Origin of the sequence: Halomonas shengliensis, assembly GCF_900104135.1 — a bacterium.
GTDB classification, from domain to species: Bacteria; Pseudomonadota; Gammaproteobacteria; order Pseudomonadales; family Halomonadaceae; genus Halomonas; species Halomonas shengliensis.
This window is the reverse complement of record NZ_FNIV01000005.1, coordinates 156,268-181,323: the sequence shown is the minus strand read 5'-3', so window position 1 is coordinate 181,323 and position 25,056 is coordinate 156,268. Positions and strand designations below refer to the sequence as shown.

The following is a 25,056-nucleotide window of genomic DNA, read 5'->3' as shown; positions in this document are numbered from 1 at the left end:
TGGCCGAAGGCCTTACCGCAGCAACCAGGAAAGCACCAGCAGCAGCAGCAGGATCGCCGCGATGCCCTGCCAGAAGTGGCCGCGGTCGCGGAACACCCGCGGCGAGGCGGCGCGTCCCTCGCCGCCGGGGCGCGCCAGCGGCTGGCGCAGCTCGCGCAGGAACTCCGACAGGCGCCGGTAGCGCAGCGCGCGCTGGGGATCCAGCGCCCGGCGCAGCGCCTCGTCCAGCGCCTGGGGCACCTCGGGGTTGCGCTGGCGGGCGCTGCGGTAGACCAGCTGCTCGAGATCGGTATGCCGCAGCAGCCGGTTGGGCGGCAGCGCATAGGGTAACTCGCCGGTCAGCAGCCAGTAGACCGTGGAGGCGTAGGAGTACTGGTCGCTGCGCCGGCCGATCTCGTCGTCCAGGGCATACTCCGGGGCGCTGTGCTCGGTCAGGCCGACCTGGCGGGCCAGCTCCCGGGCATCCTTGAGCCCGCCCCCGTCGCGCATGCGGCAGGCGCTGAAGTCGGTGAGCACCACCTGGCCATGAGGGTCGATCAGCACGTTGCCGGGATGGATCTGCTGGTGCAGCAACTCGCGGTGGTGCAGCGCCTGCACCGCCTTGCCCAGCTGGTTGGCGATATCCAGGCGCTGGGCCAGGCTCGCCTGGGGATGGCGCCGGGCCCACTCCGCCAGGGTCTCCCCCTCGACGTAGGCCATCAGGTAGTAGAGGTAGCGCCGCGGCCGGGAGGGCTCCATCACCCGCGCCACGAAGGGCGACTTGACCCGCTCCACCACCCACTGCTGGAGCAGGAAGTGCTCGAGGTAGGCGTTGCGGTGGGAGAGCTCCGGACTCGGCGCCTTCATCACCATCTCCCTCTCGCTGCGCACGTCGCGCACCCGGTAGACCCGCGACTGGGCGGTGCGCGACAGCACCGCCTGCACCTCCAGGCCGTCCAGCCGATCCCCCGGCGAGAGCTCCGGCGGGATCGGCAGCTCGCCGTAGACCTTGGCCGGATGGTCGGAGGGCGCGTCGGGCAGCTCATCCACCCGCAGCAGCTGGAAGCAGAAGGGCTCGGCGCCGTAACCGCGGGACTGGGCCCGCTCCACCGCCGCCGCGGCCAGGCGATCGCAGGCGGCGTGGAGGTCGCTGGCGTCCTGGCGGATCAGCTGCACGTATTCCGAGGGCATCAGGGTGCCGAGCACCGCCCGGGTGGTGAACAGGAACAGGTCGCCCTGCTTGAGCGGGAAGCGGGCATAGTCGATGTCGATGCTGTTATCCATGCCCAGCGCCCGGGAGGGGTAGCGGTAGCCGCCGAGGTCGTTGACGTGGTCGCGGGTCAGCTGCTCGAACTCGGCGCCTCGCAGGCGAAACACCAGGGTATCGCCCATATGGAAGAGGTGGCCCTCGGTGCCACGCAGCACCAGCGCCGAGAGCGAGGTGACGAAGCCCCCCTCGGCGGCCTGGCGACTCTGGCTGTAGGCCCAGGCATTGAGGGCCCGCAGCACCCGGGTGGCGGAGGTCTTGACGTCCCAGTGGTCGGGGGTGGAATAGTAGTCGGCCAGGAAGCCGCGCACGGCCAGGTCGCCGGCCTGCTTGGCCAGGGCGTTGCGCGCCGTGGCATCGCTGATCAGCGCGCAGGCGCCCTTGGCATGGAACTGTGCCCCCTCGGGCAGGCGCACCGACATGGAGCTGCGATGGCGCCGGCGATCCGGCGCCACGAAGGCCTGGCCAAAACTCAATGACAGCTGCGCGGTTGCCACTCGTCCCTCCTTGCCCGATGGTTGCCTCCCCGGGGCCCGACCCCGTGGCGGCGCCCATCATACACGGGAGCGCAGCGCGGCGGTGCCCCTCCGAAGGTGCCGCCCAGCTCCAACGCGATGGCCCGGGCGACGGCGGCACCTAGGTCGAATTGGTATTCGTCCGGGCGGGCCCGTATAATTTCGCGGATTTTTCCAGTGCGACTGCCCAGGCCATTCGCCAACCGCCATTTGCACCTACCAAGGAAGCGACGATGAACTTCGACAACATCCCCGCCGGCAAGGACCTTCCCAACGATCTCTACGTGGCGATCGAGATCCCGGCCAACCACGCGCCGGTGAAGTACGAGATCGACAAGGACATGGGCGCCCTGCTGGTCGACCGCTTCATGGCCACCCCGATGTTCTACCCGGCCAACTACGGCTTCATCCCCCACACCCTGGCCGATGACGGCGACCCCCTGGACGCCCTGGTGGTGACCCCCTACCCGGTCCAGCCGGGCAGCGTGATCCGTGCCCGTCCGGTGGGCATCCTCAACATGACCGACGAGGCCGGCGAGGACGCCAAGCTGGTCTGTGTGCCCCACGCCAAGCTCTCCAGCCTCTACGACGACGTCCAGGAGGTCACCGACCTGCCCGAGCTGCTGCGTCAGCAGATCGCCCACTTCTTCGAGAACTACAAGGATCTCGAGAAGGGCAAGTGGGTCAAGGTGGAATCCTGGGAAGGCGTCGAGGCCGCCCGCAAGGCGATCGAGAAGGCCGCCGCCGCCTACCACAAGGCCTGATACCCGGCCTGGCCGAGGCCGGCACCGAGCGGGCCGCCCCTGGGGGCGGCCCGTTGTCGTTGGTGGCCCCATCGCTGGCGGCACCCTCGGCGGTGGAGAGACGACCTCACTCCTCGGCCGCCTGCTCCTGCTCGTCTGAGGGTGACGCCTCGGCGTCGCCGGTACCCTCGGTCGATGCGTCGGTGCCGGCCCCTGCGGCCGTGGCGTCCTTGGCGGCCACCTCTTCGCCGCCGGTGGCCCCCTCGGCAGCGGTGGACGCCCCATCCTGGGCGTGCGCCTCGCCCGCGGGCGTCACCTCGATCACCTCGGGCTCGCTGGCCGGGGCCGCACCGGGCTCAGCGGCCGTCGCCGGCAGCGCCGCGCTCGCCACCAGCGCCTCGCGGATCTCCTCGACCAGCTCCCGGGAACGGCTGACGTGCAGCGCCATCACCAGCGCATGGTTGGCGAAGGGCCCGAAGCCCGAACCGCTCATCACCAGCGGGCTCCACAGCCGGCGCTGGGTCATGGCCAGCTCGGCACGCAGCCGCTCCCAGCGCTCGACGACGCCGGCCTTGGCCAGGGCGTCGGCCTGGTCGCGCTGCACCCCCTCGAGCATCTGCACCAGCGCCCAGCCGGTGCCGCGCGCCTCGAAGAAGACGTTGTCGACCCGATACCAGGGGGTGCCGGCGGGCAGCGCCTCGGTGTCGATGGCCAGCTCCCGCAGCAGCTGGTGAGACCCGGCACCGGAGGCGAGGCGCAGGCCAAGGTCGTCGAGCCGCGCCCCCACATCGGCCAGCCAGCGCGGCAGCCCCGCCCCGGGGGTGAAGCCCTCGGTCTGCATGCCGCTCATCATCGACAGCTGGCGATCCAGGGCGGCTACCGCCTCGCCCAGGTGCGTCTCGGTGGCGGGCCGGTACCAGTCGAGGCCGTCGCCGGCCAGGCCGCGGATCGCCGTTTCCAGCTCCCCGGCCTCCCCGGGATGCATCGAGGGCAGCGCCCGCGCCAGGTCCTGGGCCTGCCGCAGCACGCCGCGCTCCCAGCTGGGCATGTTGTCGAGCCACAGCCCGGGCGGCAGCCGGTCGTTACGCAGGTAGCCGCCGGGCTTGGCGTAGAGGGTCTCGACGATGGAGGCCAGGGTGGCCACCGTCACCGCGCCACGGGCGGCGGGTTCGGCGCCGGCATCGCCGCGGCGTTCCATGGGCAACCGCTCCACGCTGTGCACCGCCGGGGTGCGGCTCCACCAGGCCCCGAGGGCCAGGGTCACCACCACATACAGCAGCAGCAGGCCCAGCAGTGGCTTCCAGATCCAGCCGTAATCGGGGCGCTCCAGCGCCTCGACCCTCTTGCGACGCCTGGCGTCGCCCTTGCGTGTCCAAGCCATGGTCAGATTCCTTTTCGATGCGAGACCGGGCGGTTGCGACAACGTGGCGCACCCTGGCAGGCGGCCGGCGCTGAAGGGGCGCCCATCCGTAGGGTATCCTAGCACCCGAGCCGCCCGTGCGGTGAGCGCCTGCGGGGCCGGAACCCGACCGGCCCCGCGGGGTCTGAACGCCAGCGGCGACGCCAGTCGCCATGCCAACGCCAACCAAGGACAGGATGCCCCGTGAACGTTGTACGACACCTCGCCCTCGCCCTGCTGCTTGTGCTGCCGCTGGCCGCCCAGGCCCAGTGGTTCGGTGGCGACGATGACAAGGAGTTCCTGCCGGTACTCGAGGCCTTCCAGCCCAGCGCCTGGCACGACGGCGACACCCTCTACGTCGGTGTCGAGGCCGAAGAGGGCTACTACCTCTACCGCCACCGGTTCGAGGTCGCCTCCGAGGTCGCCCTGGGCGAGCCGGAGCTCCCCGAGGGCCGCTTCACCAGCGACGAGTTCCTCGGCGACGTCTACACCTTCCGGGAGCGTGTGGTCTTCGAGGTGCCGCTCGCGGAGGCGCATCGCGGTGGACTGCCGCTGACCCTGACCTTCCAGGGCTGTGCCGATGCCGGGCTATGCTATCCCCCGGAGCGGGTCGAGATGACGGCCGCCCAGCAGCAGGCGCCGCCCGCCTTCGCCGACTGGCAACCCGAGCAGGCGTCGGCCGAGGATGGCAAGAGCAGAGGTGACGCCCGGCCGGCCGAGACCGCCGCTGCCGCCGGCGCCCCGGCCCCGCGCAGCGAGGACGGCCGCTTCCAGGCACTGGTGGCCGAGGCGAGCCTGCCGCTGGCACTGGGGCTCTTCTTCCTGGCCGGCCTGGGGCTCACCTTCACCCCCTGCGTGCTGCCGATGGTGCCGATCCTCTCCTCGATCATCGTCGGCCAGAACCCCAGCCGGCCGCGCGCCTTCGTGCTCTCGGCCAGCTACGTGCTGGGCATGGGGCTCACCTATGCCGCGGCCGGCGTGCTGATGGGCCTGTTCGGTGCCGGCCTCAACCTCCAGGCGCGACTGCAGTCGGCGCCGGTGCTGATCACCTTCGCTCTGCTCTTCACCCTCTTCGCCCTGGCCATGTTCGGCGCCTTCGAGATGCGCCTGTCGCCGCGCCTCGCCACGCGCATCGACGCCTGGCAGGCGCGCGCCCAGCGCAGCGGCCCCGCGGGACTGGCGCTGGCCGGTGCGCTCTCGGTGCTGGTGGTCTCGCCCTGCGTCTCCGCCCCGCTGGCCGGCGCCCTGGTGTTCATCTCCTCCACCGGCGACGCCGTGATGGGGGGCGCCGCCCTGCTCGCCCTGGGCCTCGGCATGGGCGTGCCACTCCTGCTGGTAGGCACCTTCGGCACCACCCTGCTGCCGCGCACCGGCGGCTGGATGAATGGGGTCAAGGTGGCCTTCGGCATCCTGCTGCTGGGCGTGGCGATCTGGCTGGTGGAGCGCCTGCTGCCTGCCAGCGCGGTGCTGCTGCTGTGGGCGGCCCTGGCGGTGGGCGCCGCCCTGGCGCTGGGCGCCATGTCCACCAACCTCCCCCAGGGGTGGCCGCGGGCACGCCAGGCACTGGGCCTGCTGCTGCTGGCCTGGGGCCTGGCGCTGGTGCTGGGCGCCGCCGGCGGGGCCAGCGACCCGCTACGCCCGCTGGCCCCGCTCACGGTCGCGAACGGCGGCGGTTCCCCAGGCGGCCAGCCGACCCAAGCGGTGACCACCGTGGCCGAGCTCGGCGAGCTGCGCCAGGCGCTCGCCGCCCTGCCCGAGGAGCGGGTCGCCTTCGTCCACTTCACCGCCGACTGGTGCATCTCCTGCAAGCAGCTCGAACGCCAGGTCTATCCCGACCCGCGGGTGGCGGAGCCGCTGGCCGCCTTCGCCCGCATCAACGTCGATGTCACCGACACCGACGCCACCTCTCGCGAGTTGCTCGACCGCTTCGAGCTGTTCGGCCCCCCCAGCCTGCTGTTCTTCCAGGGCGGCGAGGAGATTCGCGAGGCGCGCATCCTCGGCGAACCCGATGCCGAGGCGCTGGCCCGCCACCTCAACGGCATGCTCGACTGGCTCGAGGCACGCCCCGCCGAACGCGCCTGAGGCGCCTGAGGCGCCTGAGGCGCCTGCGAGGACGCCGTTCACGCCCCTCGGCGGGGGCGTGAACGGCGTTTTCGTCTACGCTGGACATACCCACGGTTTTTCGGCAAACTCCGCCGACACCCCTTTTCAAGGCCTTTAGAGGCGGAAGAGTCGTCATCTTGCCGCGATCTAATAGAAGTTGGCCATGGTTGACAGCGCCGGGCCAACGGCCATCCACCGCATCCAACCGATCGGGACGAACGTCATGGATATCCGCAAGGTCAAGAAGCTGATCGAGCTGCTGGAAGAGTCGAACATCAGCGAAATCGAGATCCAGGAGGGGGAGGAGTCGGTCCGCATCAGCCGCCACCCCAACGGCGTCAACTGGCAGGCCCCCATGCCCCAGGGCTATGCCGCCCCGGCCCAGCACAGTGCCCCCGCCGCCCCGGCACCCGCCGAGGCCGCGGAGCCGGCCGCCGAGGGCCCCAGCTTCCAGGGCCAGGCCATCAACTCGCCCATGGTGGGTACCTTCTACCGCTCGCCGGCGCCGGGCGCCAAGCCCTTCATCGAGGTGGGTTCCAGCGTCAAGAAGGGCGAGACGGTGTGCATCGTCGAGGCCATGAAGATGATGAACCAGATCGAGGCCGACCGCGACGGCGTGATCGAGGCGATCCTGGTCGAGGACGGCGAGCCGGTGGAGTTCGACCAGCCGCTGGTCGTCATCGCCTGAGCCACGCCTCCCTCCTCATTCACCCGACACTGGCGGATCCATCATGCTGGACAAGGTACTCATCGCCAATCGCGGCGAGATCGCCCTGCGCATCCTGCGCGCCTGCAAGGAGCTGGACATCAGGACGGTGGCGGTCCACTCCAAGGCCGACCGTGAGCTGATGCACGTGCGCCTGGCCGACGAGGCCGTGTGCATCGGCCCGGCCCCCTCGGCCCAGTCCTACCTCAACATCCCGGCGCTGATCAGCGCCGCCGAGGTCACCGACACCAGCGCCATCCACCCCGGCTACGGCTTCCTCTCGGAGAACGCCAACTTCGCCGAGCAGGTCGAACGCTCCGGCTTCACCTTCATCGGCCCCAGGGCCGAGACCATTCGCCTGATGGGCGACAAGGTCAGCGCCATCGAGGCGATGAAGAAGGCCGGCGTGCCCACGGTGCCGGGTTCCGACGGCCCGCTGCCCGAGGATGACGAGGCCCAGATCCTCGCCACCGCCCGGCGCATCGGCTACCCGGTGATCATCAAGGCCGCCGCCGGCGGCGGCGGGCGCGGCATGCGCGTGGTGCACACCGAGGCGCACCTGCTCTCCGCGGTGAACGTGACCCGTACCGAGGCCCACTCGGCCTTCGGCGACGGCACCGTCTACATGGAGAAGTTCCTCGAGAAGCCGCGCCACGTCGAGGTCCAGGTGCTGGCCGACGGTCAGGGCAACGCCATCCACCTCTATGACCGCGACTGCTCGCTGCAGCGCCGCCACCAGAAGGTGATCGAGGAGGCCCCTGCGCCGATGCTCGATCCCGAGGCGCGTGCCGAGGTGCTCGAGGCGTGCCGCGAGGCGTGCATCACCATCGGCTACCGTGGCGCCGGCACCTTCGAGTTCCTCTACGAGGACGGCCAGTTCTTCTTCATCGAGATGAACACCCGGGTCCAGGTGGAGCATCCGGTCACCGAGATGGTCACCGGCGTGGACATCGTCAAGGAGCAGCTGCGCATCGCCTCCGGCCTGCCGCTCTCGATCCGCCAGGAGGACGTCGCCGTCTCCGGCCATGCCTTCGAGTGCCGCATCAACGCCGAGGATCCGCGCACCTTCATGCCCTCCCCGGGCAAGGTGAGCCTCTACCACCCGCCGGGTGGCCTGGGCGTGCGCATGGACTCCCACGTCTACACCGGCTACACGGTGCCGCCCCACTACGACTCGCTGATCGGCAAGCTGATCACCTGGGGCGCCGACCGCCAGACCGCGCTGACCCGCATGCGCATCGCCCTGGACGAGCTGCTGGTGGAGGGCATCAAGACCAACACCGACCTGCACAAGGACCTGGTGCGCGACGGCTACTTCCAGCAGGGTGGGGTCAATATCCACTACCTGGAGAAGAAGCTGGGGCTGTAGCCTCGAGGCAGGCGGCATAGCGCCCGAGCGCCTCTCCAGGGCTAGCCGCGAGGGGCGCCGGGGACAGGCTTGAAAGGGTCCTATTCCAAGGATGGAATCGGTAGCGCCCAGGGACGGGTTCACAGCGCCCCTGCACAAGCCTGTCACCGGGTCAGTCCCGAGCCTCCTGCACGCTCGACCAGGACCTCCAGGCCTGAACCCGGCGCCCCTCGCCACCGCGCCACGCCATCATTCCGGGCCGCAGCGTCACGCCATGCGGCCTGTTCACTCCTGAACCACCACGGAAGCGCCCATGCCCTGGCTGCAACTCAAGGCCCGTATCGCCCCGGAACAGGCCGAGTCCCTCGAGGAGCTGCTGCTCGCCGAGGGCGCCACCGCCATCACCCTCCAGGACGCCCACGACGACCCGGTGTTCGAGCCCGAACGCGGCAGCACCCCCCTGTGGCACGAGACCGTGCTCACCGGCCTCTATGACGACCTCGAGGGGGTCGACGCCATGCTCGAGCGGGTGCGCCAGGCCTGGGCCGCCGAGCAGCCCGAGGAGCCCTGCCCCGAGATCGAGGTGGAGCTGCTCGCCGACCGCGACTGGGAACGCGAGTGGATGGAGGACTTCCAGCCGCTGCAGATGGGCCAGCGGCTGTGGATCGTACCCAGCTGGCACGCGCCGCCGGAGCCCGGCGCGGTCAACCTGCACCTCGACCCGGGGCTCGCCTTCGGCACCGGCACCCACCCCACCACCGCGCTGTGCCTGGCGTGGCTCGATGGCCTGGCGATGAGCGAGGCCCTCGACGGCCAGGCGGTCCTCGATATCGGCACCGGCTCCGGGATACTGGCCATCGCCGCCCTCAGGCTCGGCGCGGCGCGGGCGGTGGGCACCGACATCGACCCCCAGGCGCTCACCGCGAGCCGCGACAACGCCGAGCGCAACGAGGTGGCCGAGGCGGACCTGCGGCTCTGCTACCCGGAACAGCTCGACGATGCCGAGACCTTCCCCATCGTGGTCGCCAACATCCTCGCCGGCCCCCTCGTGGAGCTGGCGCCGATGATCGCCGGCCACGTGGCCCCTGGCGGACGCCTGGCGCTCTCCGGCATCCTCGAGGCCCAGGCCGAAACGGTGCTCGAGGCCTACCGCGAGCAGGGGCTGGTGATGGACGAGCCGGCATGTCGCGAGGGCTGGGTGCGCCTCACCGGTCGCCGTCCCGGCTGAACCGGTCCCGGCTGGCCACTTCACCCGACCTCCTCGGGGGCGTATGATATGCCCCCTTTCCGCCAACGCCCCGAGCCATGTCCGAGACCCAGCCGCCACCGCCGCGCATCGGCCGCCACTCCCTTGCCAACCGGGTGATCCTGGCGCCCATGGCCGGCGTTACCGACCGCCCCTTCCGGCAGCTCTGCCGCCGCCTGGGCGCCGGCCTGGTGGTGGGCGAGATGGTCACCGCCGACCCCAGCCTGTGGCACACCCGCAAGTCCCGCCTGCGCATGGACCATCGCGGCGAACCGGGCCCGCGCAGCGTGCAGATCGCCGGCGGCGATGCCGCCATGCTTGCCGAGGCCGCCCGGCTCAACGCCGAGATGGGTGCCGAGATCATCGACATCAACATGGGCTGCCCGGCCAAGAAGGTATGCAACAAGGCCGCCGGCTCCGCGCTGCTGCGCGACGAGGCGCTGGTCGCCGAGATCCTCGAGGCGGTGGTGGCCGCGGTGGAGGTGCCGGTGACGCTCAAGATCCGCACCGGCTGGTGCGCCGACAGCAACAACGGTGTGCGCGTGGCGCGCCTCGCCGAGCAGGCCGGCATCCAGGCCCTGGCGGTCCACGGCCGCCATCGCCAGCAGCGCTACACCGGCCACGCCGAGTACGACACCATCGCCGCCATCAAGGCCGCGGTGGGGATACCGGTGTTCGCCAACGGCGATATCGACTCGCCGCACAAGGCCGCCGCCGTCCTCGACTATACTGGGGCGGATGCGGTGATGGTCGGCCGCGGCGCCCAGGGCAACCCCTGGATCTTCCGCGAGATCGACCACTACCTGCGCCACGGCGAGACGCTGGCGCCGCCGAGCGACGACGAGCGCACCGGGGTGCTGCGCGACCACCTCGACGCCCTGCACGCCTTCTACGGCGAGCACATGGGCGTGCGGATCGCCCGCAAGCATGTCGGCTGGTACCTGGCCGGCGACGCCCGCCTCGACGAGGCGCGGCGCGGCGAGCTCAAGGGGCGCTTCAACCGCCTCGAGAGTCGCCACGAACAGCACCGTTTCATCGACGATCTCTTCGGTCATGCCCGCCCGTCGGCCGCTGCGCCGCGCGAGCCGGGTGCGACCTCGAAAGGAACACGAGCCGCATGACCAGCCACGCCCTACCCTCCGACCCAGCGCTTACCCAAGGCCGCCCGCTCGACACCGACGCGCCTGACCTCGCCGCGCCCCAGGGGGGCCAGCAGCCTCTGCGCGAGGCGGTCGACCTCGCCATGCGCCGCTACTTCGCCCACCTCGACGGTGGCGACGTCACCGGCCTCTACGCCATGGTCATGGCCGAGGTCGAGGCGCCGCTGCTGGCCGCGGTGCTCGACCACACCCAGGGCAACCAGACCCGCGCCGCCGAGATGCTCGGCCTCAATCGCGGCACCCTGCGCAAGAAACTCAAGCAGTATGACCTGATCTGACCCCGTTTCGGCGAGGGGAGCCCAGAGGCTCCCTTCCGCGTGTCGCCCCAGGGTCGACACGGCCTCGTCCCCGCCCCGTTCCTTCATGCCAGCAGAGAGTGACCCCATGGCCCAAGCCTCCCCCACCCCGGTTCGCCGCGCGCTGATCAGCGTCTCCGACAAGACCGGCATCGTCGACTTCGCCCGCGGGCTCGCCGAGCACGGCGTCGAGCTGCTCTCCACCGGCGGCACCTTCCGCCTGCTCCAGGAGAACGGCATCGCGGTCACCGAGGTCTCCGAGCACACCGGCTTCCCCGAGATCATGGATGGCCGGGTCAAGACCCTGCACCCGAAGATCCACGGTGGCATCCTGGGTCGCCGCGGCCAGGACGACGCGGTGATGGCCGAGCACGACATCGCGCCCATCGACATGGTGGTGGTCAACCTCTACCCCTTTGCCCAGACGGTGGCCAGGCCCGACTGCACCCTGGAAGACGCCATCGAGAACATCGATATCGGCGGCCCCACCATGGTGCGTGCCTGCGCCAAGAACCACGCCCACACCACCATCGTGGTGGATGCAGGCGACTATGCCCGGGTGCTGGGCGAGATCGCCGCCCAGGACGGCGCGGTGAGTGACGCCACCCGCTTCGACCTGGCGGTCAAGGCCTTCGAGCACACCGCCGGCTACGATGCCGCCATCGCCGACTACCTCGGCCAGCGCGTCCCCGGCGGCGAGGATGGCTTCCCGCGCACCTACAACCTGCAGTTCATCAAGAAGCAGGCCATGCGCTACGGCGAGAACCCCCACCAGAACGCCGCCTTCTACGTCGAGGCCGACGCCAGCGAGCCCAGCGTGGCCACCGCCGAGCAGCGCAACGGCAAGGCGCTCTCCTTCAACAACGTCGCCGACACCGATGCCGCCTTCGAGTGCGTCAAGGCCTTCACCGAGACCGCCTGCGTCATCGTCAAGCACGCCAACCCCTGCGGCGTGGCGGTCGGCAGCACCCCCCTCGAAGCCTACGACAAGGCCTTCGCCACCGACCCCACCAGCGCCTTCGGCGGCATCATCGCCTTCAACGTGCCGCTGGACGCCGAGACCGCCCGCGCCATCATCGACCGCCAGTTCGTGGAGGTGATCATCGCCCCCGGAATCGAGGAGCAGGCCGCGGCGATCGTTGCCGAGAAGCAGAACGTGCGCCTGCTCGACGTCGGTGCCCACTGGCCTGGCAAGCGCGAGCACGCCCACGACTTCAAGCGCGTCACCGGCGGGCTGCTGGTCCAGGACCGCGACCTAGGCATGGTGGGTCGCGACGAGCTCACCGTGGTCACCGAACGGGTGCCCACCGAGCAGGAGCTGCGCGACCTGGCCTTCGCCTGGAAGGTGGCCAAATACGTCAAGTCCAACGCCATCGTCTACGCCAAGGATGGCCAGACCATCGGCGTGGGTGCCGGCCAGATGAGCCGCGTCTATTCGGCGAAGATCGCCGGCATCAAGGCCGCCGACGAGGGCCTCTCGGTGCCCGGCTCGGTGATGGCCAGTGACGCCTTCTTCCCGTTCCGCGACGGCATCGACGCCGCCGCCGCCGCCGGCATCGCCGCGGTGATCCAGCCCGGCGGCTCCATGCGCGACCAGGAGGTGATCGACGCCGCCAACGAGGCGGGCATCGCCATGGTCTTCACCGGGATGCGCCACTTCCGCCACTGAAGCGCCTGCGGCGAGGAGCGTGGAGCGTGGAGCAAGGAGCAAGGAATGCCAGTGCCGACGCTTCTTGCCGTCATCCGATCTGTCGACGCTCCTCGATAAAAAACCCACTCGACCGTCCGGTCGAGTGGGTTTTTTCGTGGGCGGGATTGCGGCCCGTCGACGAGCCGCTTGTTCCTTGCCCCTTGGGCCTTGTCGCTCTTACCCGAGATCGATGCAGAGGTACTTGGTCTCCAGAAACTCCTCCAGCCCCTGGTGGCCACCCTCGCGGCCGAGGCCGGACTCCTTGACCCCGCCGAAGGGCGCGGCGGCGTTGGAGATCAGCCCGGTGTTGATGCCCACCATGCCGTACTCCAGGGCGTCGGCGACGCGCCACACGCGACCCAGGTCGCGGGAGTAGAAGTAGGCGGCGAGGCCGTATTCGGTGTCGTTGGCCATCTGCACCGCGCTCTCCTCGTCGTCGAAGGGGAAGACCGCGGCCAGCGGGCCGAAGGTCTCCTCCCGGGCAACCTTCATCTGGTCGGTGGCGAAGCTGATCAGGGTCGGCGAGAAGAAGTTGCCGCCCAGCGGGTGCGGGTGGCCACCCAGCAGCAGCTCGGCGCCGTGGTTGACGGCGTCCTGGACGTGCTCGCTGACCTTGGAGACGGCGTTCTCGTCGATCAGCGGGCCGATGTTGATGCCCGCCTGGGTGCCATCGCCCACCTTGAGCTCGCTGTTCATGGCCACGGCGAGCTTCTCGCAGAAGGCGTTGACCACGCTGGACTGCACCAGGAAGCGGTTGGTACACACGCAGGTCTGGCCGGCGTTGCGGAACTTGGCCGCCATTGCCCCCTCCACCGCGGCGTCCAGGTCGGCGTCCTCGAAGACGATGAAGGGCGCATTGCCGCCGAGCTCCAGGGAGATCTTCTGGATGTGCTGGGAGGCGTTGGCCATCAGCTCGCGCCCCACCTCGGTGGAGCCGGTGAAGGTGATCTTGCGCACCAGCGGCGACTCGGTCATGGCCGCGGCGATCTCGCTGGCCCGGCCCGGCACCACGTTGAACACCCCGCGCGGCACGCCGGCACGCTCGGCCAGCAGCGCCAGGGCGGTGGCCGAGAAGGGGGTCTGGCTGGCCGGCTTGCAGACGATGGTGCAGCCGGCGGCCAGCGCCGCCCCGGCCTTGCGGGTGATCATCGCCGCGGGGAAGTTCCAGGGAGTGATGGAGCCGACCACGCCCACCGGCTGCTTGGTCACCACGATGCGCTGGTTGGCCTTGGCGGCAGGGATGGTCTCGCCGTAGACGCGGCGCGCCTCCTCGGCGAACCAGCGCAGGAAGCTCGCCGCATAGGCGATCTCGCCGGCGGCCTCCTTGAGCGGCTTGCCCTGCTCGAAGGTCATGATCATCGCCAGGTCGTCCTGGTGCTCGAGCATCAGGTCGTGCCACTTCATCAGGATGTCGGCACGCTCCTGGGCGGTCAGCGCTCGCCAGGCCGGCAGGGCCGCGTGGGCGGCCTCGATGGCGCGCTCGGTCTCGGCGCGCCCCAGGCGCGGCACGTCGCCCATGGGCTCGCCGGTGGCCGGGTTGACCACCTTGATCTGCTCGCCGCTATCGGCGGCCACCCAGCTGCCGTCGATATAGGCGAAGGGACAGTAGAGCTGCGTTTCCTTGAGGGCTTCCATCTCGGTCTCCTGCCGCGACGCGGCGATCGGGTCGGTTTGCCCTCATGCTAAGCGCAAAGCGCGTGCCACTCCAACCGTCTTTGCGCCCGCCTGCATCAACGCGCCGACAATCCCGTTCGAGACATCGCGAGCCGTGAAGCGGGGACGGCGTCAGCGTGGCTGGCGGCTCTCGGAGAGGGTGATGGAGACGGAGTCGGCGAAGCGCAGGGCGTGGGGCTTGTCGATCTCGACCTGGGCGGTGAGCACCTGCTCGTGGGCCATGATCAGGTCAAGCACCTCGCGGGTCATGCGCTCGAGCAGCAGGAAGCGGTTCTCCTCGACGTGGGCGATCACCTGCTTGGTGATGGTGCGGTAGTTCAGCGCCTGCTCGATATGGTTGAAGGCCACCGCCTTGTCGGCGCGGTAGCGAATCACCGCATTGATCACCACATCCTGGCGATTCTTGATCTCCTCCTCCTTGATGCCAATATAGGTGCGCAGGCGGAGGTTCTTGATGCGGATGGTCGCCAGGTCATGGTCGAAGTGCTGGTCGTCGATGGCGTGCAGCGGCATGGGCCGGCTCTCCCTGGAGGATTCAGCGTCCGTGGATGAGGGTCAGGAACTCCTGACGGGTCGAGATGTTGTCGCGGAAGGCGCCGAGCATCACCGAGGAGGTCATGCTGGAGTTCTGCTTCTCGACCCCGCGCATCATCATGCACAGGTGCTGGGCCTCGATCACCACCGCCACGCCGCGTGCCTGGGTGACCTCCTGCACCGCCTCGGCGATCTGGCGGGTCAGGTTCTCCTGGATCTGCATGCGCCGCGCATACATGTCGACGATGCGCGCGAACTTGGAGAGCCCCAGCACCTTGCCGCTGGGCAGGTAGGCGATATGGCACTTGCCGATGAAGGGCAGCAGGTGATGCTCGCACATGGAGTAGAGCTCGATATCCTTGACCAGCACCATCTCGTCGGTCTCGGACTCGAACACGGCGCCATTGACGATCTCCTCCAGCGACTGCAGGTAGCCACGGTTGAGAAACTGCATCGCCTTGGCGGCGCGCTTGGGAGTGTCCAGAAGCCCTTCCCGCCCGGGATCCTCTCCCACGGCGCGAATGATCTGTCGGTAGTGGTTGGCGAGCTCTTCGGTCATCGGGGGTACCCGTCAGGTGGATCCGTTCTCGGGAAGGCGCCTCAGGGAGGGAGACGCCATCAATATACAAAAGATATACAGGAATCTATTTTTGTACAATCTTTTCGACTCACACTCGGACAGTCTACCAGCCCGGGCGATGGGGCTCCCCCTCGCGGCGGCCTCGCGTCGGTCGCGACATCCTGCCGCACCCGCCAAAGGCCGATGAGGCAGGCCACGTGGCTGTGGTACCATACAGGCCTTCATGCTGCGCAGATCATCCCCCGAGAGCCCGACATGACCAAGATCTCCCTGCTGCTGGGCGCCCTGCTGGCCCCCACCCTGGCCTTCGCCACTTCCCTGGAACTGCCCGCCGACGCCCGCCTCGAGATGCAGGTGATCGAGCCGCTGGTGCTCGATGCCGACACCCCCGAGCGCGACGACGTCCTGCTGCGCCCGGTCGCCGATGGCAGCGGCAGCCATCAGGTGCCGGACTACTGCGTGATGGTGGGCGATGCACGCCTGGATGGAGACCGCATCCGCCTGACCACCGACAGCGTCACCTGCATCGACGCCGAGGCGGGCGACAGCCACATCTACAGCGGCGAGATCTCCGCCGCCGCCTACGGCAGCGATGGCGACTTCGGCATCGACGCCTGCCAGGACGGCCGCTGCGAGCTCTCCCCGGAACACGGCTTCGAGCTGCAGCTGGCCAGCGACCTGGCCATCGAGGAGCAGGCGAACCCCTCCGAGCAGATCAACATCGAGCGTCGCCAGGCCAACGGCGAGGGCGTGGCCAACCCCATCCCCGCCGAGCAGCCCGACCCCGACCAGTGATCGCAACAGCGGCTCTGCATGATCCAGACGCACCCCCCGGGGTGCGTCTGGCGTTTGGGGCGACCACTCAGGCCAGCCAGCGCGGCGAATGCTCCAACGCCTGGCGCTGCTGCTCCAGGGTACGGAGGTGCCCCTCCCAGTAACCGGCATCGGCCAGCCAAGGAAAGGCCGCCGGGAAGGCCGGGTCCTCCCAGCGCGCCACCAGCCAGGCGCTGTGCCGCAGCAGGCGAAGGGTGCGCAGCGGCTCGGCCAGGGCCAGTTCGCCACGATCGAACTCGCGGTGCTGCTCGTACCCCTCGATCACCTCGGAGAGCTGCATATGGCGCTCCTCCGGCGCCTGGGCGGTGATCAGCATCCACAGGTCCTGCACCGCGGGCGCCATCAGGCAGTCGTCGAAGTCCACCAGGGCGAAGGCCTCGTCGCGCCCCAGGATGTTGCCGATATGGCAGTCGCCATGGACCCGGATCGCCTTGTGTGGCGGCCAGCGATACTCGGCGAGCCCCTCGTGCAGGGCCGCGGTGATGCGCTCGTAGGCCTGGCGCTGGCGGCGATCCAGCCAGGGCCCGGCGAGCACTCGCTCGCGGGCCTCCACCACCATGGCGTCGAGGTCCATCGCCCCGCGCTGGCGAAAGGTGCCCCGCTCCCCCACCGCATGCACGGCACCGATCAGCTCCCCCAGGGCGAAGAGGTGGGCAGGGTTCTCCAGCTCCGGCGCCTGCCCCGGGCACTGGGGGAAGAGCGCCAGGCGGAAGCCCTCGGCGTGGTGCAGGCTTGCCCCCGTCGCATCGCGCCAGGGTGCGGCCACCGCCACGCCCTCAGCCGCCAGCTCGGCGAGAAAGTCGTGCTCCTCCTGGATCTGGGCGTCCGTCCAGCGCTCGGGGCGATAGAACTTGACCACCCAGCGCCGCCGCTCGTCGTCATGCACCAGGTAGACCCGGTTCTCGTAGCTGTTCAGGGCGAAGGGCTCGCCGGGCAGCCAGAAGCCCAGCGACTCGATGGCCGCCACCACCCGGGCGGGCGAGAGGGTCGCGAAGGGGTGGGACGGCTCGGAGTGGGTGTCTCGGGAGTGCAGGGATTCGTCCATGTCGCGGCCTCCGGGGAAAGCCCCCACTCTACCAGGCTTCCGGCGCCGACGGCGTCCGCGGCGTGCGCGCCACGGCCCAGGCTTCGACCTCCTCGGCGCCCGCCGCCTGACAGGCCTGGGCCAGTGCCTCCAGGGTCGCCCCGGTGGTCATGACGTCGTCGATCACCGCCACCCGGGGCGGCAGCCGCCCGGACACACGGAAGGCGTGACGCAGGTTGGCTCGGCGCTCGCGGCGGTCGAGGCCGCGCTGGCTCGGGGTATCGCGGCGCCGCTCGGCATCGAGACAGGGTACCCCCAGGCGGCGCCCCAGGCGCCTGGCCAGCCAACCGGCCTGGTCGAAGCCCCTCTCCCGGGCGCGTCGCGGATGCAGCGGCACCGCCACCAGCGCCTGAGGCCAGGCATGGACCTCCGCCACCAGGGCGCCCTCCAGCAGCGCCAGCAGCACCGCCCCGGCCCGCGGCGAGGCCTCGAACTTGAAGCGCCGCACCAGCCAGGCCACCTCGTCGACGTAGCGAAGCGGCACCCGCGCCCTGACGAAGGCCGGCGGCGTGCGCAGGCAGCGTCCGCAGCGCTGCCCGCTGAGGGCAAGGGGAAGGGGTTCAGCACACCCGGGACAGGCGGGCAGGTTCCAGGGCAGCGCCGCGAAGCAGGCATGGCACCAGGGAGCACCCCGCTCGCTGGGGGCGAGGCAGAAGGCACAGCGCCCGGGCAGGGCCCGGCGCAGCGCCTTGTCAACTTCAATCACCAGTCGGGTTGACAATGCCGCGCCCGGCCGTAAGCTATCCGTCAACTTACCCCATGACACCAAGTTGACCATAGGCACCCCCATGCCCACCGCCGTGCTGCCCTCCGATACCCAGACCCTAGCCGCCGCCGATGCCCTGCGCCACGACTGGACCCTCGAGGAGATCCAGGCGCTCTTCGCCCTGCCCTTCAACGATCTGCTGTTCCAGGCCCAGCGGGTGCATCGCGCCCACTTCGACCCCAACGCCGTGCAGGTCTCCACCCTGCTCTCCATCAAGACCGGCGCCTGCCCGGAGGACTGCAAGTACTGCCCGCAGTCCGGCCACTACAACACTGGCCTCGGCAGGGAGAAGCTGCTGGAGGTCGAGAAGGTGGTGGAACAGGCCCGGGCGGCCAGGGACGCCGGCGCCAGCCGCTTCTGCATGGGCGCGGCCTGGAAGAGCCCGCGTGAGCGCGACCTCGAGGTGGTGCTGGAGATGGTCCGCCGCGTCAAGGCGCTGGGGCTCGAGACCTGCATGACGCTCGGCATGGTCGACGGCGACCAGGCCGGACGCCTGGCCGCGGCGGGCCTCGACTACTACAACCACAACCTCGACACCTCACCGGAGTACTACGGCGAGATCATCACCACCCGCAGCTACGCCGACCGCCTGGCGACCCTGGGCCATGTCCGCGAGGCGGGCATGAAGGTGTGCGCCGGGGGGATACTGGGCATGGGCGAGGCGCCTCGCGACCGCGCCGCCCTGCTCCAGCAGCTGGCGCGTCTCGAGCCGCACCCCGAGTCGGTGCCCATCAACATGCTGGTCAAGGTGCCCGGCACGCCGCTGGAGGACGTCGAGGACCTGGACCCCATCGCGTTCATCCGCGCCATCGCCGTCGCGCGGATCCTGATGCCGAAGAGCCACGTGCGCCTCTCCGCCGGCCGCGAGCAGATGGATGATGCCACCCAGGCACTGGCCTTCCTGGCCGGGGCCAACTCGATCTTCTATGGCGACCAGCTGCTGACCACCGCCAACCCCCAGGCGGAACGCGACCGGGCGCTGTTCGAGCGGCTAGGGCTTCATCCGGAGCATCGCGAGACCTGCACGGATGACGCCGGCATGCAGGCCAGGGTGGAACAGGCGCTCGAGGCCGACCTGGCCGCCCAGGGGGCGCGGGAGCAGGCCTCCCTGGCCGACGCCCTCGCCGTCGATGCCAGCGGGCGCTGAGGATGGCGGCCCACTGGCCATCCCGGCTCGCCGAGCGCGCCCGTGCGCGCCACGCCCTGGGGCGCTGGCGGCATCGCCGCACCGCCACGCCGGGCGCCGCCCCCCTGGACTTCGCCGGCAATGACTACCTGGGCCTGGCCCGGGACCCGCGGCTGGCCGAGGCCATGGCCTGGGGTGCCCGGTGCTTCGGCGCGGGCGCCCGGGCCTCGCATCTGGTCAACGGCCACCTGGAGGTCCACGAGGCGCTGGAAGAACGCCTGGCCGCGCTCACGGGGCGCCCCCGGGCGCTGCTCTTCTCCACCGGCTACATGGCCAACCTGGGCACCCTGCAGGCGCTCAGCGACGGCGAGACCCGGATCTTCCAGGACCGCCTCAACCACGCCTCGCTGCTGGACGGCGCCAGGCTCGCCGGCGCCGCTTCACGGCGCTTCCACCATGCTGATCTCGCCGACCTCGAGCGGCTGCTGGCCCGCGCGCCTGCCGAGGCCCCCCGGCTGGTGGTCAGCGACGGGGTCTTCAGCATGGACGGCGACGTCGCCGATATCCCTGGACTTGCCGAGGCGGCGCGCCGTCATGGCGCCTGGCTGATGGTCGACGATGCCCACGGCCTGGGGGTGCTCGGCGACAATGGCGACGGCTGCGTGGGGCGCGCCCATGGCGTCGACGCGGTGCCGGTGCTGGTGGGCACCCTGGGCAAGGCGTTGGGCACCGCCGGCGCCTTCGTGGCGGGTAGCGAGGCGTTGATCGAGCACCTGATCCAGTTCGCCCGCCCCTACGTCTACACCACCGCCCAGCCACCGGGGGTGGCGGCGGCGACCCTCACGGCCCTGGAGCTGCTCGCCGCCGAGCCGGAGCGCCGCGAGCGACTTCACGCGCTGATCGCCCGCTTCCGTCGCGAGGCGGCGATCCTGGGCCTGCCGCTGGCGGACAGCACCACACCGATCCAGCCGCTGCTGCTCGGTGACGATGCCCGGGCGATGGCCTGGGCCGAACGGCTCGCCGGCCGCGGTCTCGCCGTGGGCGCCATCCGCCCGCCCACCGTGCCCTTTGGCCAGGCGCGGCTGCGCATCACCCTCTCCGCCGCCCACACCGACGCCGATCTGGACGCCCTGCTGGAGGGCCTCGCGGCCTGCCGGGCCCATGACACAGAGCCGCGGGAGAGCGCCCCATGACGACCCTGGTGCTGCTCTCCGGGTGGGGCATCGACACCGGCATCTGGCAGCCGCTTGCCGACCACTGGCCGAGGGAGATCACGGTCACCACCCCGGACTGGCCCGGATATGGCGGCCGTTCCCCGCTGGCGATAGACGGCAACCGGGAGGCGCTGGCGGCGGCCATGGCCGATGTCCTGCCGCCCGACGCCATCTGGGTGGGCTGGTCGCTGGGCGGGCTGCTGGCCGCCGCCCTGCTGGCGCACCTGCCGCCACCCCGCGGCCTGGTTCAGCTCGGCATCGGCGAGCGCTTCTGCCACCCGGAGGGCGTCTCGACGCAAGCGCTGGCCGCCTTCCGCCGCGCCTTCGCCCGCGACCCAGGCGCCACCCTGGCCCACTTCCGCCGCTGGCAGCTCGGCGGCGAGCCGGACCCTCGCGGCGCCCATCGCCACCTGCAGGCGCTGGTCGATGACGACGTCGAGGCCGTCACCCTGGCCACGGGCCTCGGCTGGCTCGCCGAGCTCGACGTCACCCGGCCCCTGGCCGAAGCCCCCTGCCCGGTCCGTCGCCTCGTCGGGCGCCGCGACCCGCTGCTGGCCCCGGTGACGATCGCCGGCGCCGACCGCGTGCTGGAGGGCACCGGCCACTGCCCCATGCTCACGCGCCCCGCCGCCCTGGCCGAGGCCCTGGTCGTCCTGTCCCATGACATGACGGCCTCGCGGCAGTCATCTGCCGGGGAGGTGACGGGATGACCGCCGCCACCGCCCTGGCCCCAGCCCCAGCCACAGCCCAAGCCCAGGCGCCATCGACCGACTGGCAACGCCGCGTCGCCCGCGCCTTCTCCCGCGCCGCGCCCCGCTACGATCGCCTCGCCGTGGCCCAGCACGCCATGGGCGAGACCCTGTGGGCGCGGCTACCGGCCCATGCAGACGCCACCCTCGACTTGGGCTGCGGCCCGGGGCACTGGAGCGCCCGGCTGGCCGACCGCTTCGGCGAGGGTGGCGCGGTCACCGGCCTCGACCTGGCCCCGGGCATGCTGGAGGAGGCGCGCCGGCGCCACGGCGAGCGCATCCGCTGGCTGTGCGCCGACGCCGCCGCCCTGCCGCTGCCCGACGGCCGCCTGGACCTGGTGTTCTCCAACCTGGCCCTGCAGTGGTGCCCGGACCTCGAGTCGGTACTGGCCGAGCTGCATCGCGTGCTGCGCCCCGGCGGGCGGGCGCTGATCAACACCCTGGCCCCCGGCACCCTGGCGGAGGTGGCCGCGGCCTGGTCACGCCCCGGTCGGCCCGCCGCCCTGCTGGGCTTCCGGGATGCCGCTCGCCACGCCGAAGAGGCGCATCACGCCGGCTTCTCCCGCGTCGAGGTCGAGGCCCATACGCAACGCTTCCACTACCCCGATCTGGCCGCGGTGATGGCCTCCATCAAGGGCGTGGGCGCCCAGGCCGCCAGGGGCAAGGGCCTCACCCGCGCCGACCTGGCCCGCGCCACACGCCGCTATGAGGCCCTGCGCGAACCCGAGGGGCTTCCCGTGACCTACCGCCTGCTGACCCTGGAGCTGGAACGCTGAGATGCCCGCCTACTTCGTGACCGGTACCGACACCGATGCCGGCAAGACCCTGGTGGCCAGCGGCCTGCTGGCCCTGGCCCGTCGCCACGGCCTGACCACCCTTGGCCTCAAGCCTGTCGCTTCGGGCAGCGAGGCGACCCGAGCGGGCCTGCGCAACGCCGACGCCCTGGCGCTGCAGGCGCAGTGCCGACCGGCGGTGACGTATGAGGCGGTCAACCCCGCCGCCTTCGCCCCGGCTATCGCCCCGCACCTGGCGGCGCGGCGGGCGGGAACGGAGGTCAGCCTCACCGAGCTGACACCCTGGGCCAGGGAGTTGCTGGCCGCCCGGCGTGACCTGACCCTGGTGGAGGGCGCCGGCGGCTGGCGAGTGCCGCTGAACGACCGCGAGGACCTCACCGGCCTGGCCGTCAGGCTCGATCTGCCGGTCCTCCTGGTGGTAGGGCTGCGCCTGGGCTGCATCAGCCATGCACGGCTCACCAGTGAGGCGATCCGCGCGGATGGGCTGCGCCTGGCGGGCTGGGTCGGTAGCCTGGTGGACCCGGCATTCGCCGCCGACGAGGCGCTCTATCGCGACAACCTGGCGACCCTCGCGGCTGCGCTGCCCGCGCCCTGCCTGGGCGTGATTCCCAGGTTGCCCGCGGGCACCCCGGCCGCCATGGCCGAGGCCGCCGCCGACCACCTGGAGCTGCCCGATGCCGATTGACTTGCCAGGGGGCGTCCGTACAATACCCAACCTGCCTGCCCGTGCGGATGTGGTGGAATTGGTAGACACGCCAGATTTAGGTTCTGGTGCCTTCGGGCGTGGGAGTTCAAGTCTCCCCATCCGCACCACTCGCTTCACCACAAGCGCCCTCTTCTTGACGCGACCCAGTGCGCCCCGTCATCTCGACCGAGATCGGCGACGTCTTCGCGTGCCCGTCGTTTACTCCTCGCTCTCCGGAGGCCTCGATGCGTGATGCTACCCACGCCAGCGCCGCCAGCCCGGTCTGGCACCCCTATGCCCATCTCAAGACCCAGCGCCCGGCGCCCAAGGTGGTCGGCGGCGAGGGGCCGCGCTTCACCCTGGAAGGCGGCGAGACGCTGCTCGACGCCACCTGCTCCTGGTGGTGCATGATCCACGGCTACCGCCATCCCCGGCTGGTACGCGCCATCCAGCGCCAGGCCGATACCCTCTGCCATGTGATGCTCGGCGGCCTGACCCACGATCCCGCCGACCGCCTGGCCCGGGAGCTGGTGCGCATCACGCCGCCGGGACTCAACCATGTCTTCTTCTCCGACAGCGGCTCGGTGGGCATGGAGGTGGCCATGAAGATGGCGGTGCAATACCAGCAACTGCGCGGCAGGCCCGGCAAGCACCGCATGCTGTCGCTGATGAAGGCCTACCACGGAGACACCGCCGGCTGCATGGCGGTGTGCGACCCCGAGGAGGGCATGCACTCGCTGTTCGCCGGCTACCTGCCACGCCACCATTTCGCCCCGGCTCCCACCGCGCCCTTCGACGCCAAGCCCGAGGTGGTGGAGGCGGACCTCGCCGCCCTGCGCGGGGTGCTGGAGCGCCACCACCACCAGATCGCCGCGCTGCTGATGGAGCCACTGCTGCAGGCCGCCGGCGGGCTCAACATGACCTCGCCCCACTACCTCGCGGGCGCCCGCGAGCTGTGCGACGAGTTCGACGTGCTGCTGGTGTTCGATGAGGTGGCCACCGGCTTCGGCCGCACCGGGCGGATGTTCGCCGCCGACCATGCCGATATCACCCCGGACATCATGGTGCTCTCCAAGGGGCTCACCGGTGGCTACCTCGGCCATGCGGCGACGCTCGCCACCGATCGGGTGCATGACGCCTTCGTGGGCGACTCCCCGGAGCACGCCTTCATGCATGGGCCCACCTTCATGGGCAACCCGCTGGCCTGCGCCGTGGCCCTGGAGAGCCTAGCGGTGTTCGAGGAGGAGGACTACCTCGGCAGGATCGCCGAACTGAACACGGTACTGCGCCATGAGCTGCTCGACGAAGAGCGCCTTATCGCTCACCCGGCGGTGACGGATGTGCGGGTGCTGGGCGCCACCGCGGTGATCGAGGCCCGCCGGGCGGAAGACCTCGCCGGGGTGGCGGACTGGGCCCGCGAGCAGGGGGTCTGGCTACGCCCCATCGGCCGCTGGCTCTACACCATGCCCGCCTATGTCACTTCGGCACAGGAGATGCGCCAGATTACCGAGGTCATGAAGGACTGGTTCCGATAGACTCCGAGCAAAGGAACCGACGCGAGAGCCACGACATGAAGAAGGCGCTGATCGCCCTGACGGCCTGCCTCAGCCTGGCCGCCCATGCCGACACCCCGATGACCGAGGACGACAGCGACCTGCCAGAGTGGGCGGTGAAGCGCATCGGCCCCTTCCACGCCACCATGACCGACTGGGTGGACACCACCTCGCGAAGTATCGATGGCTTCTTCGGCACCACCGACGCCCTCACCGTGGACTCGGACTCCTACCTGCGCCTGAGCCAGGAGTTCGCCTGGAAGGAGGGCGAGGCGTTCGACCAGGACTTCGGCGCCCGCTTCCGCCTCGACCTGCCCACCACCGAGGAGCGCCTGCGCCTGATCATCGAGAGCGAACCCGACGAGACCCGCGGCACCCTCGGCGAGCAGGAGTCGGCACTGACCGACGACCGCGTCGACAGCATCGGGGACGTGCTGGTGGGGCTGCGCACCATGGGAGAAGGCGACCGCACCCGGGAGTGGAACACCGAGCTCGGCGGCGGCGTGAAGTTGCGCCTGCCGCTGGAAACCTACGCCCGCATCACCTCCGAGCGGCTCTGGACGCTGGACGACGGCCCCTGGCAGCTGCACAGCGACAACCGCTTCTCCTGGTTCAACGACGACGGCTACTCGGCGCGCACCCGCTGGGACCTGGGCCGCCCGGTGGACGAGAAGCGCCACCTGCGCTTCATCAGCAACGTGCAGTGGCGCGAGACGGAAGACACCCTGGAGTTCAGCCAGGCCGCCGAGCTCAACCAGCGCATCAACAACCGCAGCGTGCTGCGCTACTCCGCCGTGGTGCTGGGCGAGAGCCTCTCCCACACCACCATCGAGGACAGCTACCTGCAGCTGCGCTTCCGCCGCGACATCCACAAGGGCTTCACCTTCCTCGACGTCGCCCCGGCCCTGCACTTCCCCCGCGAGGCCGACCGCGATCCGCGCTGGGCGCTTACCCTGCGCGTGGAGATGTACTTCCGCCGCTTCATCGACCGGGTCACGCTCTAAGGCGACT

General features: G+C 70.6%; 23 protein-coding genes and 1 tRNA gene. 17 read left to right on the top strand and 7 right to left on the bottom strand.

What is annotated here, in order from left to right; translation table 11 throughout:
- Window positions 1-12: 12 nt before the first annotated feature.
- Complete coding sequence (locus tag BLP95_RS09500) at window positions 13-1,743, bottom strand: bifunctional protein-serine/threonine kinase/phosphatase (RefSeq protein ID WP_089678576.1); 1,731 nt, start codon at window positions 1,741-1,743, stop codon at window positions 13-15.
- 251 nt (window positions 1,744-1,994) lie between these two features.
- Here BLP95_RS09500 and ppa point away from each other — a divergent pair, with 251 nt between their 5' ends.
- Window positions 1,995-2,525: an inorganic diphosphatase gene (gene ppa / locus BLP95_RS09495; protein ID WP_023007159.1), complete on the top strand. Its 531-nt coding sequence runs from the start codon at window positions 1,995-1,997 to the stop codon at window positions 2,523-2,525.
- A gap of 106 nt (window positions 2,526-2,631) precedes the next feature.
- Here ppa and BLP95_RS09490 read toward each other — a convergent pair whose 3' ends face one another.
- Complete coding sequence (locus BLP95_RS09490; protein ID WP_089678574.1) at window positions 2,632-3,885, bottom strand: DUF2333 family protein; 1,254 nt, start codon at window positions 3,883-3,885, stop codon at window positions 2,632-2,634.
- A 222-nt stretch (window positions 3,886-4,107) separates the two neighbouring features.
- On the opposite strand from BLP95_RS09490, the gene dsbD reads away from it, so the two are divergent.
- The 7 genes from dsbD to purH all read left to right on the top strand — a co-directional run bounded on the left by dsbD (window position 4,108) and on the right by purH (window position 12,431).
- The gene (gene dsbD / locus BLP95_RS09485; RefSeq protein ID WP_089678572.1) at window positions 4,108-5,985 is read left to right on the top strand and encodes a protein-disulfide reductase DsbD; all 1,878 of its coding nucleotides are present in this window, start codon (window positions 4,108-4,110) and stop codon (window positions 5,983-5,985) included.
- Window positions 5,986-6,229: 244 nt separating this feature from the next.
- Complete coding sequence (accB, locus tag BLP95_RS09480; protein ID WP_089678571.1) at window positions 6,230-6,694, top strand: acetyl-CoA carboxylase biotin carboxyl carrier protein; 465 nt, start codon at window positions 6,230-6,232, stop codon at window positions 6,692-6,694.
- Between the two features lie 43 nt (window positions 6,695-6,737).
- Window positions 6,738-8,081 (top strand): acetyl-CoA carboxylase biotin carboxylase subunit, encoded by a 1,344-nt coding sequence (gene accC / locus BLP95_RS09475; protein ID WP_089678569.1) that lies wholly within the window; start codon window positions 6,738-6,740, stop codon window positions 8,079-8,081.
- A gap of 292 nt (window positions 8,082-8,373) precedes the next feature.
- Complete coding sequence (prmA, locus tag BLP95_RS09470) at window positions 8,374-9,288, top strand: 50S ribosomal protein L11 methyltransferase (protein ID WP_089678567.1); 915 nt, start codon at window positions 8,374-8,376, stop codon at window positions 9,286-9,288.
- Window positions 9,289-9,365: 77 nt separating this feature from the next.
- A complete protein-coding gene (gene dusB, locus BLP95_RS09465) occupies window positions 9,366-10,427 on the top strand; it encodes a tRNA dihydrouridine synthase DusB (protein WP_089678565.1) in 1,062 nt (353 codons plus the stop codon).
- Window positions 10,424-10,744, top strand: coding sequence for a DNA-binding transcriptional regulator Fis (gene fis, locus BLP95_RS09460; RefSeq protein ID WP_089678563.1), 321 nt, complete (start codon window positions 10,424-10,426; stop codon window positions 10,742-10,744). The genes dusB and fis overlap by 4 nt, the downstream gene beginning before the upstream one ends.
- Window positions 10,745-10,850: 106 nt before the next feature.
- The gene (gene purH, locus BLP95_RS09455; RefSeq protein ID WP_089678560.1) at window positions 10,851-12,431 is read left to right on the top strand and encodes a bifunctional phosphoribosylaminoimidazolecarboxamide formyltransferase/IMP cyclohydrolase; all 1,581 of its coding nucleotides are present in this window, start codon (window positions 10,851-10,853) and stop codon (window positions 12,429-12,431) included.
- Window positions 12,432-12,629: 198 nt separating this feature from the next.
- Here the strand turns inward: purH and BLP95_RS09450 are convergent, their stop codons facing one another.
- The 3 genes from BLP95_RS09450 to folE all read right to left on the bottom strand — a co-directional run bounded on the left by BLP95_RS09450 (window position 12,630) and on the right by folE (window position 15,219).
- The gene (locus tag BLP95_RS09450; RefSeq protein ID WP_089678558.1) at window positions 12,630-14,087 is read right to left on the bottom strand and encodes an NAD-dependent succinate-semialdehyde dehydrogenase; all 1,458 of its coding nucleotides are present in this window, start codon (window positions 14,085-14,087) and stop codon (window positions 12,630-12,632) included.
- Between the two features lie 150 nt (window positions 14,088-14,237).
- Window positions 14,238-14,639, bottom strand: a complete 402-nt coding sequence (folX, locus tag BLP95_RS09445; RefSeq protein ID WP_023007263.1) for a dihydroneopterin triphosphate 2'-epimerase — start codon at window positions 14,637-14,639, stop codon at window positions 14,238-14,240.
- Window positions 14,640-14,661: 22 nt separating this feature from the next.
- Window positions 14,662-15,219 carry a GTP cyclohydrolase I FolE gene (folE, locus tag BLP95_RS09440; RefSeq protein WP_023007262.1) on the bottom strand — a complete coding sequence of 186 codons (558 nt, stop codon included), beginning with the start codon at window positions 15,217-15,219 and terminating at the stop codon, window positions 14,662-14,664.
- A gap of 276 nt (window positions 15,220-15,495) precedes the next feature.
- Here folE and BLP95_RS09435 point away from each other — a divergent pair, with 276 nt between their 5' ends.
- Window positions 15,496-16,035, top strand: coding sequence for a hypothetical protein (locus tag BLP95_RS09435; protein ID WP_089678557.1), 540 nt, complete (start codon window positions 15,496-15,498; stop codon window positions 16,033-16,035).
- Window positions 16,036-16,102: 67 nt separating this feature from the next.
- Here BLP95_RS09435 and BLP95_RS09430 read toward each other — a convergent pair whose 3' ends face one another.
- Window positions 16,103-17,119, bottom strand: a complete 1,017-nt coding sequence (locus BLP95_RS09430) for a serine/threonine protein kinase (RefSeq protein WP_089678555.1) — start codon at window positions 17,117-17,119, stop codon at window positions 16,103-16,105.
- 28 nt (window positions 17,120-17,147) lie between these two features.
- Window positions 17,148-17,864, bottom strand: a complete 717-nt coding sequence (locus tag BLP95_RS09425; protein WP_245678725.1) for a ComFC family protein — start codon at window positions 17,862-17,864, stop codon at window positions 17,148-17,150.
- Window positions 17,865-17,946: 82 nt separating this feature from the next.
- Between BLP95_RS09425 and bioB the strand changes: the two genes are divergently transcribed.
- The 8 genes from bioB (at window position 17,947) to BLP95_RS09385 (ending at window position 25,049) form a co-directional block, all read left to right on the top strand.
- Window positions 17,947-19,071, top strand: a complete 1,125-nt coding sequence (gene bioB / locus BLP95_RS09420; protein ID WP_089678551.1) for a biotin synthase BioB — start codon at window positions 17,947-17,949, stop codon at window positions 19,069-19,071.
- Window positions 19,072-19,073: 2 nt separating this feature from the next.
- Window positions 19,074-20,243: an 8-amino-7-oxononanoate synthase gene (bioF, locus tag BLP95_RS09415; RefSeq protein WP_089678549.1), complete on the top strand. Its 1,170-nt coding sequence runs from the start codon at window positions 19,074-19,076 to the stop codon at window positions 20,241-20,243.
- On the top strand, window positions 20,240-20,974 hold the full coding sequence (locus BLP95_RS09410; protein ID WP_089678546.1) for an alpha/beta fold hydrolase: 735 nt from the start codon (window positions 20,240-20,242) through the stop codon (window positions 20,972-20,974). Before bioF ends, BLP95_RS09410 begins: the two co-directional genes overlap by 4 nt.
- Complete coding sequence (locus BLP95_RS09405) at window positions 20,971-21,789, top strand: malonyl-ACP O-methyltransferase (RefSeq protein WP_089678544.1); 819 nt, start codon at window positions 20,971-20,973, stop codon at window positions 21,787-21,789. Before BLP95_RS09410 ends, BLP95_RS09405 begins: the two co-directional genes overlap by 4 nt.
- 1 nt (window position 21,790) lies before the next feature.
- Entirely contained in the window at window positions 21,791-22,492 is a 702-nt protein-coding gene (bioD, locus tag BLP95_RS09400) for a dethiobiotin synthase (RefSeq protein ID WP_089678542.1), read from the top strand.
- Between the two features lie 43 nt (window positions 22,493-22,535).
- A tRNA-Leu gene (locus BLP95_RS09395) sits at window positions 22,536-22,620 on the top strand.
- 117 nt (window positions 22,621-22,737) lie between these two features.
- The gene (bioA, locus tag BLP95_RS09390) at window positions 22,738-24,027 is read left to right on the top strand and encodes an adenosylmethionine--8-amino-7-oxononanoate transaminase (RefSeq protein WP_089678541.1); all 1,290 of its coding nucleotides are present in this window, start codon (window positions 22,738-22,740) and stop codon (window positions 24,025-24,027) included.
- Between the two features lie 35 nt (window positions 24,028-24,062).
- Complete coding sequence (locus BLP95_RS09385; protein WP_218118532.1) at window positions 24,063-25,049, top strand: hypothetical protein; 987 nt, start codon at window positions 24,063-24,065, stop codon at window positions 25,047-25,049.
- The last annotated feature ends 7 nt before the right edge of the window (window positions 25,050-25,056 follow it).

Bases quoted from the DNA above. Each gene is read 5' to 3' on its own strand.
- ppa (WP_023007159.1), top strand. From the start codon at position 1,995: ATGAACTTCGACAACATCCCCGCCGGCAAGGACCTTCCCAACGATCTC.
- BLP95_RS09490 (WP_089678574.1), bottom strand. From the start codon at position 3,885: ATGGCTTGGACACGCAAGGGCGACGCCAGGCGTCGCAAGAGGGTCGAG.
- accB (WP_089678571.1), top strand. From the start codon at position 6,230: ATGGATATCCGCAAGGTCAAGAAGCTGATCGAGCTGCTGGAAGAGTCG.
- accC (WP_089678569.1), top strand. From the start codon at position 6,738: ATGCTGGACAAGGTACTCATCGCCAATCGCGGCGAGATCGCCCTGCGC.
- prmA (WP_089678567.1), top strand. From the start codon at position 8,374: ATGCCCTGGCTGCAACTCAAGGCCCGTATCGCCCCGGAACAGGCCGAG.
- dusB (WP_089678565.1), top strand. From the start codon at position 9,366: ATGTCCGAGACCCAGCCGCCACCGCCGCGCATCGGCCGCCACTCCCTT.
- fis (WP_089678563.1), top strand. From the start codon at position 10,424: ATGACCAGCCACGCCCTACCCTCCGACCCAGCGCTTACCCAAGGCCGC.
- purH (WP_089678560.1), top strand. From the start codon at position 10,851: ATGGCCCAAGCCTCCCCCACCCCGGTTCGCCGCGCGCTGATCAGCGTC.
- BLP95_RS09450 (WP_089678558.1), bottom strand. From the start codon at position 14,087: ATGGAAGCCCTCAAGGAAACGCAGCTCTACTGTCCCTTCGCCTATATC.
- folX (WP_023007263.1), bottom strand. From the start codon at position 14,639: ATGCCGCTGCACGCCATCGACGACCAGCACTTCGACCATGACCTGGCG.
- folE (WP_023007262.1), bottom strand. From the start codon at position 15,219: ATGACCGAAGAGCTCGCCAACCACTACCGACAGATCATTCGCGCCGTG.
- BLP95_RS09435 (WP_089678557.1), top strand. From the start codon at position 15,496: ATGACCAAGATCTCCCTGCTGCTGGGCGCCCTGCTGGCCCCCACCCTG.
- BLP95_RS09430 (WP_089678555.1), bottom strand. From the start codon at position 17,119: ATGGACGAATCCCTGCACTCCCGAGACACCCACTCCGAGCCGTCCCAC.
- bioB (WP_089678551.1), top strand. From the start codon at position 17,947: ATGCCCACCGCCGTGCTGCCCTCCGATACCCAGACCCTAGCCGCCGCC.
- bioF (WP_089678549.1), top strand. From the start codon at position 19,074: ATGGCGGCCCACTGGCCATCCCGGCTCGCCGAGCGCGCCCGTGCGCGC.
- BLP95_RS09410 (WP_089678546.1), top strand. From the start codon at position 20,240: ATGACGACCCTGGTGCTGCTCTCCGGGTGGGGCATCGACACCGGCATC.
- BLP95_RS09405 (WP_089678544.1), top strand. From the start codon at position 20,971: ATGACCGCCGCCACCGCCCTGGCCCCAGCCCCAGCCACAGCCCAAGCC.
- bioD (WP_089678542.1), top strand. From the start codon at position 21,791: ATGCCCGCCTACTTCGTGACCGGTACCGACACCGATGCCGGCAAGACC.
- bioA (WP_089678541.1), top strand. From the start codon at position 22,738: ATGCGTGATGCTACCCACGCCAGCGCCGCCAGCCCGGTCTGGCACCCC.
- BLP95_RS09385 (WP_218118532.1), top strand. From the start codon at position 24,063: ATGAAGAAGGCGCTGATCGCCCTGACGGCCTGCCTCAGCCTGGCCGCC.